The 15,047-nt window shown below is 72.1% G+C and carries 12 protein-coding genes; 1 reads left to right on the forward strand and 11 read right to left on the reverse strand.

Annotated elements, in window-relative coordinates; genetic code table 11:
• Positions 1 to 292: 292 nt before the first annotated feature.
• Complete coding sequence (gene pdxH / locus ABZ910_RS17280; protein ID WP_361365105.1) at positions 293 to 979, reverse strand: pyridoxamine 5'-phosphate oxidase; 687 nt, start codon at positions 977 to 979, stop codon at positions 293 to 295.
• A gap of 233 nt (positions 980 to 1,212) precedes the next feature.
• On the opposite strand from pdxH, the gene ABZ910_RS17285 reads away from it, so the two are divergent.
• Positions 1,213 to 2,313, forward strand: coding sequence for a citrate synthase 2 (locus ABZ910_RS17285; RefSeq protein ID WP_361365108.1), 1,101 nt, complete (start codon positions 1,213 to 1,215; stop codon positions 2,311 to 2,313).
• A 102-nt stretch (positions 2,314 to 2,415) separates the two neighbouring features.
• Here the strand turns inward: ABZ910_RS17285 and ABZ910_RS17290 are convergent, their stop codons facing one another.
• From ABZ910_RS17290 to ABZ910_RS17335, 10 genes are all read right to left on the reverse strand, one after another.
• Positions 2,416 to 3,444, reverse strand: coding sequence for a 2-oxoglutarate and iron-dependent oxygenase domain-containing protein (locus tag ABZ910_RS17290; protein WP_361365110.1), 1,029 nt, complete (start codon positions 3,442 to 3,444; stop codon positions 2,416 to 2,418).
• 221 nt (positions 3,445 to 3,665) lie between these two features.
• Positions 3,666 to 4,274, reverse strand: coding sequence for a TetR/AcrR family transcriptional regulator (locus tag ABZ910_RS17295; RefSeq protein ID WP_361365113.1), 609 nt, complete (start codon positions 4,272 to 4,274; stop codon positions 3,666 to 3,668).
• Positions 4,262 to 5,032 (reverse strand): enoyl-CoA hydratase family protein, encoded by a 771-nt coding sequence (locus ABZ910_RS17300; protein ID WP_361365116.1) that lies wholly within the window; start codon positions 5,030 to 5,032, stop codon positions 4,262 to 4,264. Before ABZ910_RS17300 ends, ABZ910_RS17295 begins: the two co-directional genes overlap by 13 nt.
• The gene (locus ABZ910_RS17305; RefSeq protein WP_361365119.1) at positions 5,029 to 6,597 is read right to left on the reverse strand and encodes a 4-coumarate--CoA ligase family protein; all 1,569 of its coding nucleotides are present in this window, start codon (positions 6,595 to 6,597) and stop codon (positions 5,029 to 5,031) included. The genes ABZ910_RS17300 and ABZ910_RS17305 overlap by 4 nt, the downstream gene beginning before the upstream one ends.
• Positions 6,598 to 6,622: 25 nt before the next feature.
• Entirely contained in the window at positions 6,623 to 7,783 is a 1,161-nt protein-coding gene (locus ABZ910_RS17310) for an acyl-CoA dehydrogenase family protein (RefSeq protein WP_361365122.1), read from the reverse strand.
• Positions 7,780 to 9,666 carry a biotin carboxylase N-terminal domain-containing protein gene (locus ABZ910_RS17315; protein WP_361365125.1) on the reverse strand — a complete coding sequence of 629 codons (1,887 nt, stop codon included), beginning with the start codon at positions 9,664 to 9,666 and terminating at the stop codon, positions 7,780 to 7,782. The genes ABZ910_RS17310 and ABZ910_RS17315 overlap by 4 nt, the downstream gene beginning before the upstream one ends.
• A 10-nt stretch (positions 9,667 to 9,676) precedes the next feature.
• Complete coding sequence (locus ABZ910_RS17320; protein ID WP_361365128.1) at positions 9,677 to 11,275, reverse strand: carboxyl transferase domain-containing protein; 1,599 nt, start codon at positions 11,273 to 11,275, stop codon at positions 9,677 to 9,679.
• Entirely contained in the window at positions 11,272 to 12,978 is a 1,707-nt protein-coding gene (locus ABZ910_RS17325) for an acyclic terpene utilization AtuA family protein (RefSeq protein WP_361365130.1), read from the reverse strand. Before ABZ910_RS17325 ends, ABZ910_RS17320 begins: the two co-directional genes overlap by 4 nt.
• Positions 12,975 to 13,769: a TIGR03084 family metal-binding protein gene (locus tag ABZ910_RS17330; RefSeq protein ID WP_361365133.1), complete on the reverse strand. Its 795-nt coding sequence runs from the start codon at positions 13,767 to 13,769 to the stop codon at positions 12,975 to 12,977. Before ABZ910_RS17330 ends, ABZ910_RS17325 begins: the two co-directional genes overlap by 4 nt.
• A gap of 180 nt (positions 13,770 to 13,949) precedes the next feature.
• Positions 13,950 to 14,930: an EamA family transporter gene (locus ABZ910_RS17335; protein ID WP_361365136.1), complete on the reverse strand. Its 981-nt coding sequence runs from the start codon at positions 14,928 to 14,930 to the stop codon at positions 13,950 to 13,952.
• Positions 14,931 to 15,047 lie beyond the last annotated feature (117 nt).

Genomic DNA, 15,047 nt, shown 5'->3' on the forward strand with positions numbered 1-15,047 from the left:
CCGGTTGAACGAGCCCAGCCCGCTTCCTAAGGTGTGGGGCACACGAGAAGGGAGGTGGTTCGGCAGATGTATGGAAACCGGACGCGTGAGGTGGCTGCGGGCTAGCGGCCCGTCACCACACCCAGTGCGGTGCCGGACCAGCGTGTGCGAGAAACACGCAGCCGGCCCAATCCCAGTCAGTCACCCGACCCGCGAGTTCGCCGGTACGTCCGGCCGGCTCCCCGCCGCGAGGCGAGGGACCCGAGCTCGCGGGTCGTCTGCGTTCCCGGCCCGCCCGACGGGCGTCAGGAGCTCAGGGGCTCAGGCGCTCCACCCGCCATGTCCCGTCCGGTTCCGCCACGTAGCACAGGCGGTCGTGGAGGCGGTTCTCGCGGCCCTGCCAGAACTCGACCGTCTGGGGAGCGATGCGGAAGCCGCCCCAGTTCGGGGGCACCGGGACCTGTTCGTCCTCGGGATATCGGGCGCTCAACTCCTCGTACGACGCCTCGAGTTCGGCCCGGGAGGGGATCACCGAGGACTGTGCGCTGGCCCAGGCGCCCAGCTGGGAGCCGTGCGGCCGGGTGCGGAAGTACGCGGCGGTCTCGTCGCGGCCGGTGCGGCGGGCGGTGCCGGTGACGATGACCTGGCGGGCGAGGGGGTGCCAGGGGAAGAGCAGGGAGACGTACGGGTTCTCCGCCAGGTCGCGGGCCTTGCGGGAGTCGTAGTTGGTGTAGAAGACGAAGCCCTGGTCGTCGTACTGCTTCATCAGCACCGTGCGGGAGCTGGGGCGGCCCTGGACGTCCGCCGTCGAGACGACCATCGCGTTCGGTTCGTAGAGCGTCCCGTGGGCCGCGGCCAGCGCGGCCTGCTCGAACCAGTGCCGGAACTGGTCCATGGGGTTCGCGGCCAGGTCGGTCTCGTCGACGCCCTCGACCCGGTAGTGCTTGCGCATGGACGCGGGATCGAGGATCGGGTCGAGCATGGGATCACGGTCGGTCACTCGGTCATCTTGCCGTATGCGCATACGGCTATGTGTGGCACTGAGTGCCGCAGACTCTCCCGCAAAGTGGCACTCGGAGATATGGTGCTGATGGCCTTCCGGCCGGGTGACCACCGGCCGACGGGGGCATCACCGGGGTGACCGCCGTGGACCGCGAGTCCCGAGAGCGACCGTGGAACCACGACGACGCCCGCGTCCCGGCATTCGCCGCACTCAACCTGAGGAGCCGCCTGATGTCCGACTTCGTACCCGGGCTCGAAGGAGTCGTCGCGTTCGAGACGGAGATCGCCGAACCGGACAAGGAGGGCGGCGCCCTGCGGTACCGAGGCGTCGACATCGACGATCTGGTGGGCCACGTCTCCTTCGGCAACGTGTGGGGGCTGCTCGTCGACGGCGCCTTCAACCCCGGTCTGCCGGCCGCCGAGCCGTTCCCGATTCCCGTGCACTCGGGTGACATCCGGGTGGACGTGCAGTCGGCGCTCGCCATGCTCGCCCCGGTGTGGGGCCTGAAACCGCTGCTCGACATCGACGAGGAGCAGGCCCGCGACGACCTCGCGCGCGCGGCCGTGATGGCGCTGTCGTACGTCGCCCAGTCCGCGCGCGGGCAGGGGCTGCCGATGGTGCCGCAGCGGGAGATCGACAAGGCGCAGACGATCGTCGAGCGGTTCATGATCCGGTGGAGGGGGGAGCCCGACCCCAAGCACGTCGCAGCCGTCGACGCCTACTGGACCTCCGCCGCCGAGCACGGCATGAACGCCTCCACCTTCACCGCCCGCGTCATCGCCTCGACCGGCGCGGACGTGGCCGCCGCCCTCTCCGGCGCCGTCGGCGCCATGTCCGGCCCGCTGCACGGCGGAGCGCCCTCGCGCGTCCTCGGGATGATCGAGGAGATCGAGCGGACGGGCGACGCGCAGGGCTACGTCAGGAAGGCCCTGGACCGGGGCGAGCGGCTGATGGGCTTCGGCCACCGGGTGTACCGGGCCGAGGACCCGCGCGCGCGGGTGCTGCGCCGCACCGCCCGTGAACTGGGCGCGCCGCGCTTCGAGATCGCGGAGGCGCTGGAGAAGGCCGCGCTGGAGGAGCTGCACAACCGCCGCCCGGACCGCGTCCTCGCGACGAACGTGGAGTTCTGGGCGGCGATCATGCTCGACTTCGCCGAGGTCCCGGCGCACATGTTCACGTCGATGTTCACGTGTGCCCGCACGGCCGGCTGGTCGGCGCACATCCTGGAGCAGAAGCGCACGGGACGGCTCGTCCGGCCGTCCGCGCGCTATGTCGGCCCGGGGCCGCGCGGACCGCGGGAGATCCCGGGGTTCGAAACCATCACTGCCTGACCGACACGGCCACCGCCTGCCGTCTGACCGCCGGCACGCGCCGTCGCACGGTACGCGCGCGTGCCCGTCGAGCAGTCGATCCGCCGGCGCTCCCGCGTGCCGTCACACCGTGCTCAGCAGCCCCGCGTGGTGCCGCTCGGCGACCAGCGGGTGGGCGCGCAGCTTGCCCTTCAGCTCGTTGTAGCCGTACTCGGCGAAGAGCGGGTTGGCCGGGTCGTCGGTGACGCCGGGGGCGGTGGAGGCGTGCGGGAAGACCAGCGGCTCCACGCGCGCGTCCAGGCGCGGGTTGTAGAAGAACGGCACGGAGAAGCGCTCGGTCGCGCCGGGCGGGCTGACGACGCGGTGGCGCGTGGCGAGCAGATAGCCGTTGGTCGCCACCTCCAGCAGCTCGCCCAGGTTGACCACGAAGGCGCCGTCCATGGGCGGCACGTCGTGGTAGTTGCCGTCCTCGCGCAGCACCTGGAGGCCGCCGACCTTGTCCTGGAGCAGCAGCGTCAGGAAGCCGTAGTCCTTGTGGATGCCGACGCCCTGGTTGGAGCCGTCGGCCGCGCTGCCGGGGTAGCGCACGAGCTTGAGGTGCGGGTAGGCGCTGTCGCCGAAGAGGGCGTCGTAGAAGTCGGCGGGGGCGCCGATGGCGGTGAGCAGCTCGTGCAGCAGCCGCTCGGCGACGCTGCTGAGCCGGTCGACCCAGGCGAGGGCGGCGCTGCGCAGCTCGGGCAGGGCGGCGGGCCACTGGTTCGGGCCCTGCAGCCACCAGTACGCGGGCTCGCCCGGCCCCGGTATGTGCGCGGGCCGCTCGGCGCCTATGTCGAGCTGGTCACGCCAGTCGCGGGCGCCGGCGGTGCGCTCGTCGCCGGTGCGGGTGTAGCCGCGGAAGTGCGGCGAGTTGATGTTGTCGAGGGCGAGCCGGTCGGCCTCGGGAAGGGCGAAGAAGGCGCGCATCGCGGAGAGCAGCGCGTCGGTCTCGACCTGGGTCACGCCGTGGCCGACGAGCTGGAAGAAACCGACGTCATGGGCGGCGCTGTGCAGCTGCTCGTGCAGCAGGGCGCGCTCCCGGGGGCCGCGGTCGGCGGCCGAGAGGTCGATGATCGGGAGCTGCTGGTACGACGGGTTCGTCGTGGTGTGCGTCATGGAGTGCGTCCGCAGGTTGTACGGGAGGGCCGGGCGGCCGTCATGGGTGGACGGGGGCCACGGATGCCACAAGGGTCCGGAAAGAAAGGGGGCGGGAGTCAGGCAGAGCGCCGACAGCCCATGCTTGTGACACGCACGTAGTCCACGTGGCGGCGTCGAACAAGCATCGGATGCATGGGCCCCAGCGTAACGCCCCTCGATCGTTACCCTTGCGCCCGCACTCAGCCCAGGGCCTCGTCCAGCAGGGCCGCCCACTGGGCCACCACCCGCTCCCGGCGCGCGGTGTCGTCGGTGAGGAGGTTGGCCAGGCCCAGGCCACGGGCCATGTCGAGCAGTCCCTGGACCGTCTCGCGGACTCCGGGGCGGGATTCGTCGGCGCCCAGCAGCTCCACCGCTATGCGATGGGTCTCACGTCCGACGCGCGCCTCCAGCTCGGCGACGCGCGGACCCAGCTGCTCCTCGTTGGAGGCGGCCACCCACAGGTGGAGGGCGGCGCGGAAGAGGGGGCCGGTGTAGAGGTCGACGAGGGCGGCGACGGCGGCCCGCCGGTCACCGGGGCCCTCGGGGCCGTCGGGGAACAGGGCGCGCAGGGCGGTGGAGCGTTCCTCGGCGACGTATTCGACGGCCGCGGTGAAGAGGTCCTCGCGGGTCGGGAAGTGGTGCTGGGCGGCGCCGCGGGAGACGCCGGCGCGTTCGGCGACGACGGAGACGGTGGAGCCCGCCCAGCCGTGTTCGGCGAGGCAGGCCACGGCCGCTTCCAGGAGCCGCTGCCGGGTGGCCCGGCTGCGGTCCTGTTTGGGGTGGCGGTCGACTGAGGTCACAGCACCCATGCGGGATCCCGTCGTTCTAGGAAGGCCGTCATCCCCTCCCGGGCCTCGGCGGAGGAGAACAGCCGGGCCGAGAGCGCGGTCAGCTCGGCCGCGTCCCGGTCGAAGACTTCCAGCACCCTAGCCGTGAGCAGGCGTTTCGTCTCGGCCAGCCCGTGCGGGGAGGACCGGCGCAGCCCTTCCAGTACGGGCGCCAGGACGGCGTCGACGTCGTCGCCGGCCGCCGTCAGCAGGCCGGCGCGGACCGCCTCGGCCGCGTCGAAGCGCTCGCCGGTGAGGCAGTAGCGGGCCAGGGTGCGCGGGTCCGCGCGCGGGATCAGCGGCAGCGAGATGACGGCCGGCGCCACCCCGATCCGTACCTCCGTGAACGCGAACGTGGCGTCGCTCGACGCGGCCGCGATGTCGCAGACCCCGAGCAGTCCGAGCCCGCCCGCCCGTACGTGTCCGGTCACCCGGGCGACGACGGGTGTGGGCAGCTCGACGATCTGCCGCAGCAGCCCGACCAGGGCGTCCGGGTCGGGCGGGTCCTTCAGGTCGGCGCCCGCGCAGAACGTGTTGCCGGTGTGGGTGAGGACGACGGCCCGTACGTCCGCGTCCTCGGCGCTCTCGGCCAGGGCGTCCGCGAGCTCGCCGACCAGCGCGGCGGAGAGGGCGTTGCGGGTGTCGGGCGAGTCGAGGCTGAGGAACGCGATGCCCCGCGCGCGTGTGCGACCGATCAAGGGGGTGCCGTCGATCGAAGTGGTGCGGCCGGTCAGGGTCATGAGCGCTCCCGCAGCTGCCGTCGGAGGATCTTCCCGGAGGCGGCCCGGGGCACGCCGTCGATGAAGGTGACCTGCCGTATCCGTTTGTAGGGGGCGACGCGTTCGGCGACGTACATCATCACCTCGCCCGCGCCGAGGTCCGGGGCGGTGGGCCGGCGGACGACATAGGCGTGCGGAACCTCGTTGCCGTCGTCGTTGTAGACGCCGATCACGGCGGCGTCGGCGATGCCGGGGTGGGTGAGGAGCAGGGCCTCCAGCTCGGCGGGTGCCACCTGGAAGCCCTTGTACTTGATGAGTTCCTTCACCCGGTCGACGACGAACAGCCAGCCGTCGGTGTCCACGTGCCCGACATCCCCGGTGTGCAGCCAGCCGTCGGCGTCGATCATGTCGGCGGTGGCGTCGGGGCGCCCCAGATAGCCCTTCATGATCTGGGGGCCGCGGATGAGGATCTCGCCGGGCTCGCCGGTGCCGAGGTCGCGGCCCGGGTCGTCGAGGGAGACGATGCGCATCTCGGTGCCCGCGACGAGCTTGCCGACGGTGCCGGGAGGCGCCTGCTCCATGGCGTCCAGGGGGACGACGTGCGTGCCGGGCGAGAGCTCCGTCATGCCGTACGCCTGCCCGACCGGCGGCAGCCCGAGCCGCTGCGAACAGGCGGCGGCGAGGTGGGCGTCCAGGGGGGCGGCGGCGCTGATGACGTACTTCAGGGACGACAGGTCGTACCGCGCGACCGCCGGGTGCTTGGCGAGGGCGAGGACGATCGGCGGGGCGACGTACAGACCGGTGATGCGGTGGTTCTCGATGGCCGCGAGGAACGTCTCCAGGTCGAAGCGCGGCAGTACGACGACGGTGGCGCCCTGTCTGAGGGGCGCGTTCATGAGCGCCGTCAGGCCGTAGATATGAAAAAAGGGCAGCACGGCGAGGATGCGGTCGCCGGGGCCGACGGCGATCGGGGCTTCGAGCTGGGCGAGATTGGTGGCGATCTGGCGGTGGGTGAGCATGACGCCCTTGGGGACGCCGGTGGTGCCGGAGGAGTACGGCAGCGCGGCGACGTCCTCGGCCGGGTCGATGTCGGGGCGCGGTTCGGGCGCGGTGCTCGACAGCATGTCCACCAGTGAGCGGTGGCCGCGTGTGTCGTCGCAGACGAATATCTCCCCTACGCCACCGGCGAGTTCGGCGGCCCTGCGGGCCGTGCCGAGCAGCGGTGAGACGGTGACGATCCAGCGGGCCCCGGAGTCCCGCAGCTGCTTGGCGAACTCCTCGGGTGTGGCGAGCGGGTGCACGGTGGTGACGGCGGCACCCGCGCGCGTGGCGGCGTAGAAGGCGGTCGGGAAGGCGATGGTGTTGGGGCTGTGCAGGGCGAGGACGTCGCCCTTGCGCACGCCGGCGTCGGCGAGCGCGGCGGCGATGCGCCGGTGGAACCGGTCCACTTGTGCGTACGTGAGCGTGGTGCCGTCCGTGCCGTCGATCAGGGCGGGCAGGTCGCCGAACTCGGCGGCCCTCCCCAGGACGGCTTCGTGGATGGGCAGTTCGACGGGCGGGACGTCTGCGTACTCGCTGCGGAACACGGTTCCTCCAAGCGGCTACGGCGGCCTAGTAGGACTTGGGCAGGCCCAGGGTCTGGTGGGAGACGTAGTTGAGAATCATCTCCCGGCTCACCGGGGCGATACGAGCCACGCGTGAGGCGGTTATCAACGAGGCGAGCCCGAACTCGCGCGTGAGGCCGTTGCCGCCGAGGGTGTGCACGGCCTGGTCGACCGCCTTCACACAGGCCTCTCCGGCCGCGTACTTGGCCATGTTGGCGGCCTCGCCCGCGCCGATGTCGTCGCCCGCGTCGTACAGATGGGCCGCCTTCTGCATCATCAGGCGGGCCAGTTCGAGGTCGATGTGCGCCTGGGCGAGGGGGTGCGCGATGGCCTGGTGGGCGCCGATGGGCGCCTTCCAGACGGTGCGGTCGCGGGCGTACTCGACGGCCTTGGCCAACGCGTAGCGCCCCATGCCGATCGCGAAGGCGGCCGTCATGATCCGCTCGGGGTTGAGACCGGCGAACAGCTGCAGCAACCCCGCGTCCTCGTCGCCTACGAGCGCTTCGGTGGGCAGCCGCACATCGTCCAGGACCAGTTCGAACTGCTTCTCCGCGGTGTTGAGTTCCATGTCGATGGGGTTGCGGGAGAAGCCCTCGGCGTCGCGCGGGACGATGAAGAGGCAGGGCTTGAGGCTGCCGGTGCGGGCGTCCTCGGTGCGGCCGACGATGAGGGTGGCGTCCGCCTGGTCCACGCCGGACACGAACACCTTGCGGCCGGTCAGCAGCCAGTCGGCGCCGTCCTTGCGGGCCGTGGTGGTGATGCGATGGGAGTTGGAGCCGGCGTCGGGTTCGGTGATGCCGAAGGCGATGAGGCGGCTGCCGTCGGCGAGTCCGGGAAGCCAGGTGCGCTTCTGCTCCTCGGTGCCGAAGCGGGAGAGGACGGTACCGACGATGGCCGGGGAGACGATGAGCATGAGGAGAGGTGCGCCTGCGGCGCCCAACTCCTCCAGCACTATGGAGAGTTCGGCGATGCCGCCTCCTCCGCCGCCGTACTCCTCCGGGAGGTTGACGCCGAGGTAGCCGAGTTTGCCCGCCTCGGACCAGAGTTCCGTGAGGGGGGCTCCTGCGGCGATGGTGCGGGTGACGTAGTCGCGGCCGTAGCGCTTGCCGAGGGCTGATACGGCGGCTCGCAGGGCTTTGTGCTCGTCGGTTTCCAGAATGGTGCTCACTGGTCCTGAACCTCCTTCTGTACGTTCGCTCGTACATCCGTTGCTTCTTCCACGACGGCGAGCAGGGCGCCGACCTCGACCTGCCCGCCGACGACGGCGTGCAGAGCGCTGAGCGTGCCGTCGGCCGGGGCGGTGATCCGGTGCTGCATCTTCATCGCCTCCAGCCAGATCAGGGGTTGGCCCGCCCGGACCGTGGTGCCTTCAGCCAGGCCCTCGGCGACGCGGACGACCGTGCCCGGCATCGGGGCCAGGAGGGAGCCGGGGGCGAGTTGGGCGCTCGGGTCGGGGAAGCGGGGGAGGGCGGTGAGGGCGGTGGAGTTGACGTACACCTGGTCGCCGCCGTACCGGGAGACCTCGAACCTCCGCCGTACGCCGTCCACTTCGAGGACGACGAGCCGCGCGTCGGCGTGCACGACCCGCACCCCGTCGGCGGCCAGGCCCGCACGTGTGTGCCGGTAGTGGACCTCGTGCTCCTGCCCCGCCATCGCGTACCGCTTGACCTGCGGCTGTGACGCCACGTTGCGCCAGCCGCCGAACCGGGAGCGGCCGTGCGCGTCGGCGAGGGCGGCGGCCAGCGGGGCGTACGGGTCGGGGGCGGGCCCGGTGAGGGCGGTGAGGTGGCGGTCGTAGAAGCCGGTGTCCATGCGGGCGGCCGTGAACTCCGGGTGGCGCAGGGAGCCCACGAGCAGGTCGCGGTTGGTGACCGGGCCGTGGACCGCCGCGCGCTCCAGGGCGCCGGCGAGCTTGCGGACCGCCTCCGCGCGCGTGGGTGCGTACGCGACGGCCTTGGCGAGCATCGGGTCGTAGTGGACGCCGATGGTGTCGCCGTCGCTGTAGCCGCTGTCCAGGCGGATGCCGTCCGGTACGGCGAGACGGTGCAGGGTGCCGGTCTGCGGGGCCCAGTCGCGGGCCGGGTCCTCGGCGTAGAGGCGGGCCTCGACGGCATGGCCACGCGCGCATGGCGGCTCCTTTTCCAGCGCGTGCCCCTCGGCGACGCGGATCTGGAGTGCCACGAGGTCGATGCCGAACACGGCTTCCGTGACCGGGTGTTCGACCTGGAGGCGGGTGTTCATCTCCAGGAAGTGGGCCCGGCCGTCGGCGACGAGGAACTCGACGGTCCCGGCGCCGACGTAGTCGACGGCTCGGGCGGCCCGGCCGGCCATCTCGTACAGCTCGTCGGTGAGCCCGGAGTCCAGACCCGGCGCGGGGGCCTCCTCGATCACCTTCTGGTGGCGGCGCTGGAGGGAGCAGTCGCGGGTGCCGAGCGTCCACACCGTGCCATGGGTGTCGGCGAGGATCTGCACCTCGACATGGCGGCCGCTCTCGACGTAGGGCTCGACGAAGACCTCGCCGTCGCCGAAGGCGCTCGCGGCCTCGGAGCGGGCGGACTCCAACGCGCCGTCGAGGTCGGCCAGTCGGCGCACGATCCGCATGCCGCGCCCGCCGCCGCCCGCCGCCGCCTTCACCAGCACCGGCAGATCGGCCTCGGCGACCTCGCCGAGGGGCGCGACGCCCATCAGCTCCTTGGCGCGCGTCTTGGACGCCATCGCCTCGATCGCCTCCGGGGGCGGCCCGATCCAGACGAGCCCGGCGTCGAGGACGGCGCGCGCGAAGTCGGGGTTCTCGGAGAGGAAGCCGTAGCCGGGGTGCACGGCGTCGGCGCCGGCCAGGGCGGCGGCCTTCACGATCAGGTCGCCGCGCAGATACGTCTCGGCGGGCGCGGCGCCCGGCAGCCGTACCGCCGTGTCGGCCATGCGCACGTGCAGGGCACTGTCGTCGGCGTCCGAGTGCACGGCGACCGTACGGACGCCCAGCTCACGGCAGGTTCGGAAGATCCGGCAGGCGATCTCGCCCCGGTTGGCCACAAGGACAGAAGTGATCACGGGTGGTCCCTCACATCCGGAAGACGCCGAAGCCGCCGCGCGCGCCTTCGTAGGGGGCGGTGTGGAGGGCGGACAGGCACAGGCCGAGGACGGTGCGGGTGTCGCGCGGGTCGATGACGCCGTCGTCGTACAGCCGCCCGGACAGGAACATCGGCAGCGACTCGGACTCGATCTGCTGCTCCACCATGGCCCGCAGCGCCGCGTCCGCCTCCTCGTCGTACGGCTGCCCCTTGGCGGCGGCCGACTGGCGGGCGACGATCGACAGCACGCCGGCGAGCTGCTGCGGGCCCATGACGGCCGACTTGGCGCTGGGCCAGGCGAACAGGAAGCGGGGGTCGTAGGCGCGGCCGCACATGCCGTAGTGCCCGGCGCCGTACGACGCGCCCATGAGCACGGAGAGGTGGGGCACCTTCGAGTTGGAGACGGCGTTGATCATCATAGCGCCGTGCTTGATGATGCCGCCCTGCTCGTACTCCTTGCCGACCATGTAGCCGGTGGTGTTGTGCAGGAAGAGCAGCGGGATGTCGCGCTGGTTGGCCAGCTGGATGAACTGGGCGGCCTTCTGCGACTCCTCGCTGAACAGGACGCCCTGGGCGTTGGCCAGGATGCCGACGGGATAGCCGTGCAGGGTCGCCCAGCCGGTCGCGAGGCTCGTCCCGTACAGCGGCTTGAACTCGTCGAAGTCGGAGCCGTCGACGACACGGGCGATGACCTCGCGCGGGTCGAAGGGGGTCTTCAGATCGCCGGGGACGATCCCGAGGAGTTCCTCCGGGTCGTACTTGGGCGGCTCGGCCGGGCCCGGATCGCCGTACGCCTTGCGGTGGTTGAGCCGGGCGACCACGCGGCGGGCCTGGCGGAGGGCGTCCTGCTCGTCCACGGCGAAGTAGTCGGCGAGGCCCGACACGCGCGCGTGCATCTCCGCGCCGCCGAGCGACTCGTCGTCGCTCTCCTCGCCGGTCGCCATCTTCACCAGCGGCGGCCCGCCGAGGAAGACCTTGGCCCGCTCCTTGACCATGATCACGTGGTCGGACATGCCGGGGACGTAGGCGCCACCGGCGGTGGAGTTCCCGAAGACGACGGCGACGGTCGGGATGCCGGCGGCGGAGAGGCGGGTGATGTCCCGGAAGATGGCGCCTCCGGGGATGAAGATCTCCTTCTGGGAGGGCAGGTCGGCGCCGCCGGACTCGACCAGACTGATGCAGGGCAGCCGGTTGGCGAGTGCGATGTCGTTCGCACGCAGGGCCTTCTTCAGGCTCCACGGGTTGCTGGCGCCGCCGCGTACGGTCGGGTCGTTGGCGGTGATCAGGCACTCCACGCCCTCGACGACGCCGATGCCGGTGACGAGGGAGGCGCCGACGGCGTAGTCGCTGCCCCAGGCCGCCAACGGGGACAGCTCCAGGAACGGCGTGTCCGGGTCGAGGAGCAGCTCGATGCGCTCGCGGGCGAGCAGTTTGCCGCGCCCGCGGTGTCTGGCCACGTACTTCTCGCCGCCGCCCGCGAGGGCTTTCGCGTGCTCGGCGTCCAGCTCGGCGAGCCTGGCGAGCATGGCCTCGCGGTTGGCCCGGTGGTCGGAGCCGCTGACGTCCAGGGTGGAGGGGAGGAGCGTCACAGGAGGGCCTCCGGAATGTCCAGGTGGCGGGAGCGCAGCCATTCGCCGAGGGCCTTGGCCTGCGGGTCGAAGCGGTGCTGGGCGGCGACGCCGTCGCCGAGGATGCCCTCGACGGTGAAGTTGAGGGCGCGGAGGTTGGGGAGGACGTGGCGGGTGACGGGCAGTTCACGGCACTCGGGGATCAGTTGCCGGAATCGGTCGACCGTCAGCTCGTGCGCGAGCCATCGCCAGGCCTCGTCGGTACGGGCCCAGACGCCGACGTTGGCGTTGCCGCCCTTGTCGCCGCTGCGGGCTCCGGCGATCAGGCCGAGGGGGGCGCGGCGCGTCGGTCCGGGGGGCGGAGGCTCGGGCAGGGGCGGTTCGGCCACCTCCTCGAGGACGAGGGTCCCGCGGGCCGGTGCCACAGGGATGCGCCGCCCGTCGTAGAAGACAGCCACATGGTCGACGGCACCATGGGGCACGTACACATCCTCGAAGACCCCATAGGGCGCCCCCTTTCCCGGTGGCGCGAGCACATGGAAGCCGGGGTAACTGGCCAGTGCCAGCTCGATGGCGGCCCCGCTCAGCGCCCGCCCGACGGCCTGCTGCTCCGGGTCCCGTACGACGAGCCGCAGCAGCGCACTGGCCGTCTCCTCGGTGTCGGCGTCGGCGCGGTCGGTGCGGACGAGTTCCCACCGGATGTCGGCGGGCGGGGACTTGGCGAGGGCCGCGCTCATCTGCTCCCGTACCAGCGCGGCCTTGTCCTCGATGTCGAGCCCGGTGAGGACGAAGACGACCTCGTTGCGGAAGCCGCCGAGCCGGTTGAGGCCGACCTTGAGGGTGGGCGGCGGAGCCTCGCCCCGCACCCCGTCGACGCGCACCCGGTCGGGGCCGTCCCCGGTGAGCCGTACGGTGTCGAGCCGGGCGGTGACATCGGGCCCGGCGTACCGGGCACTCCCCGTCTCGTACAGCAGCTGGGCCGTGACCGTGCCGACGTCGACGAGGCCGCCGGTGCCGGGGTGCTTGGTGATGACGCAGCTGCCGTCGGCGTGGATCTCGGCGAGCGGGAAGCCGGGACGGCGGACGTCGACGGCGCCCCTGTTGAAGAACGCGTAGTTTCCGCCGGTGGCCTGCGTGCCGCACTCCAGCACGTGCCCGGCGACGACGGCGCCCGCGAGCCGGTCGTACTCCCCCGGCTCCCAGCCGAAGTGGGCGGCTGCGGGCCCGGTGACGAGCGCGGCGTCGGTGACGCGCCCGGTGACCACGATGTCGGCGCCCTCGCGCAGGCAGGTGGCGATCCCGAAGCCGCCGAGGTAGGCGTGGGCGGCGAGGCTGCCGGGGTGTGCGGCGGAGAGGTCGTCGCCCTCGACGTGGGCCACGCGCACGGGGATGCCGAGCCGGTCGGCCACCTGCCGTACGGCATCGGCGAGTCCGGCGGGGTTGAGGCCGCCGGCGTTGGTCACGATCTTCACCGACCGCTCGTGCGCGAGGCCGAGGCACTCCTCGATCTGGCGCAGGAAGGTACGGGCGTACCCGGCGGAGGGGTCCTTGAGCCGGTCCCGTCCCAGGATCAGCATGGTGAGCTCGGCGAGGTAGTCGCCGGTCAGGACGTCCAGTTCACCGCCGGTGAGCATCTCGCGCATGGCGTCGAAGCGGTCGCCGTAGAAACCGGAGGCGTTGCCTATGCGCAGAGGGGTGCGCTGGGTGGTGCGCGGGGGCGTCACCGGGCGGACTCCTTCGGTTCGCGTCCGGCGCCGGGCGGGCCCGCGAAGGCCTGGGCGATGTCGAGCCACCGGTCGGCGTCGGGCCCCTCGGCGCGTACGGCCAGATCGGCGCGGTGGGCACGCTGGGTGACCAGCAGGCAGAAGTCGAGGGCGGGCCCGGTGACGCGCTGGGCTGCGTCCTCGGGTCCGTAGCCCCACACCTCACCACTGGGCGCGGTGATCTCGACCCGGAACTCGTCGGCGGGCACGGGAAGTCCCCGCGCGCCGAAGGCGAAGTTCCGTGCGCGCACACCGATGCGGACCACATGCTTCAGACGGTCGGTGGGTGTACGACGCACACCCAGCGCGTCGGCGACGTCCTGACCGTGGGCCCAGGTCTCCATGATCCGGCCGGTGGCCATGGAGGCGGCCGACATGGGCGGCCCGTACCAGGGGAAGCGGGCGCCGGGAGCGCTCTGCCGCAGGGCCCGGTCGAGTGCGGCCCGCCCTTCCCGCCACCGCGCCAGCAACGCGTCGGACGCCAGCCGGGCCCCCTCTTCCGCACCGTCGTCCACGAACGACTCCGGCGCGGCGAGGGCCTTCTCCACGAGCGCCTGGAAGCCGTCCGCGTCCGTGACGGCGAGGAGGGCCGAGCGGTCGGTCCAGTGAAGGTGAGCGATCTGGTGGGCGACGCTCCAGCCGGGTGCGGGCGTCGCAAGCGCCCACTGCCCGGGACTCAACCCGGCCACCAGCCGGTCGAGTTCCTCGCTCTCCTCACGCAGATCGTCGAAGACGGGCGTCGGATCGGACACGATGCGCTCCCTCGGGGCACGACGGTGTGCGGGGCGGTGCGTGGAGGAGCATGGCAGTGCGAGCAGAAACAATCAAGCATGCTTGCATGAAAATCAGGCCGGGGTGTCGGGCGACCGGCACCGCCCCCTCAGGCCAGTGATCGAGGCAGACAGGAAGAGCCCTGCAAGCGCCCTCGGACCTCAGGAAGGAGAGCCCACCCCGCTCGCCTTCCCCCGGCCCACCTGAGTCCGCACCGCGCCCATGCTCGCCGCGATGACCAGGGCGATCGCCAGTGCCTCCGTGAGGGAGAGTGCCTGGCCCAGGATGAGGAAGCCGGCCGTGGCGGCGATGGCGGGTTCCAGGCTCATCAGGATGGCGAAGGTGGACGCGGGGAGGCGGCGCAGGGCGAGGAGTTCGAGGGTGTAGGGGAGGACGGAGGAGAGCACCGCCACCGACGAGCCCAGGGCGATCGTCGTCGGGTCGAGGAGCCTGCCGCCCGCTCCGGCGATCCCCAGCGGCAGGAACAGCAGCGCCGCCACCACCATGGCCAGCGCCAGCCCGTCGGCCTGCGGGAAACGTCGGCCCGTACGGGCGCTGAAGACTATGTATGTCGCCCACATGGTGCCCGCCCCCAGGGCGAAGCCGACACCTATGGGGTCGAGGTCGCTGAAGCCTCCGCCGCCGAGGAGGAACACGCCGGCGAGGGCCAGGGCCGCCCAGATCGCGTTGATCGCGCGGCGGGAGGCCAGGACCGAGAGCGCCAGGGGGCCCAGCACCTCCAGGGTGACCGCGGTCCCCAGTGGGATGCGGGCGATCGCCTCGTAGAAGAGGCCGTTCATCGCGCCCATCGCCGCGCCGAAGGCGAGCACGGTGCCCCAGTCGGAGCGCGAGTGCCCGCGCAGCCGGGGACGGCAGACGAGCAGCAGGATCACCGCCGCCGCCATCAGCCGTAGGGTCACCACGCCCAGGGCGCCGGCCCGCGGCATCAGCGTCACGGCGAGCGCGCCGCCGAACTGGACCGAGATCCCTCCGGCGAGCACCAGCCCGACCGGCCCGAGAGAACCGAGAGAGCCGAACGAGCCGAAGCGACGCCTGGTGCCACCGTCCGGCGCGGGGGCGGCCGACGCCGGGACGTCGGCCGGTGACGACGAGGTCGAAGTGGTGGCGCTGGGGGTACTCACAAGGCGGTCCCGGGGTGACTCGGATCAGGATGCGATCGGCGGTCGATCGGCGCTCGATCGGGGTTCGTTCATCACGATGTACTGGCCAGTCCAGGGTAAGAGACCGCGTCAGGTGTG

The sequence above is a fragment of the Streptomyces sp. NPDC046805 genome (genome assembly GCF_040645355.1).
In the GTDB taxonomy this organism is placed as follows: Bacteria; Actinomycetota; Actinomycetes; order Streptomycetales; family Streptomycetaceae; genus Streptomyces.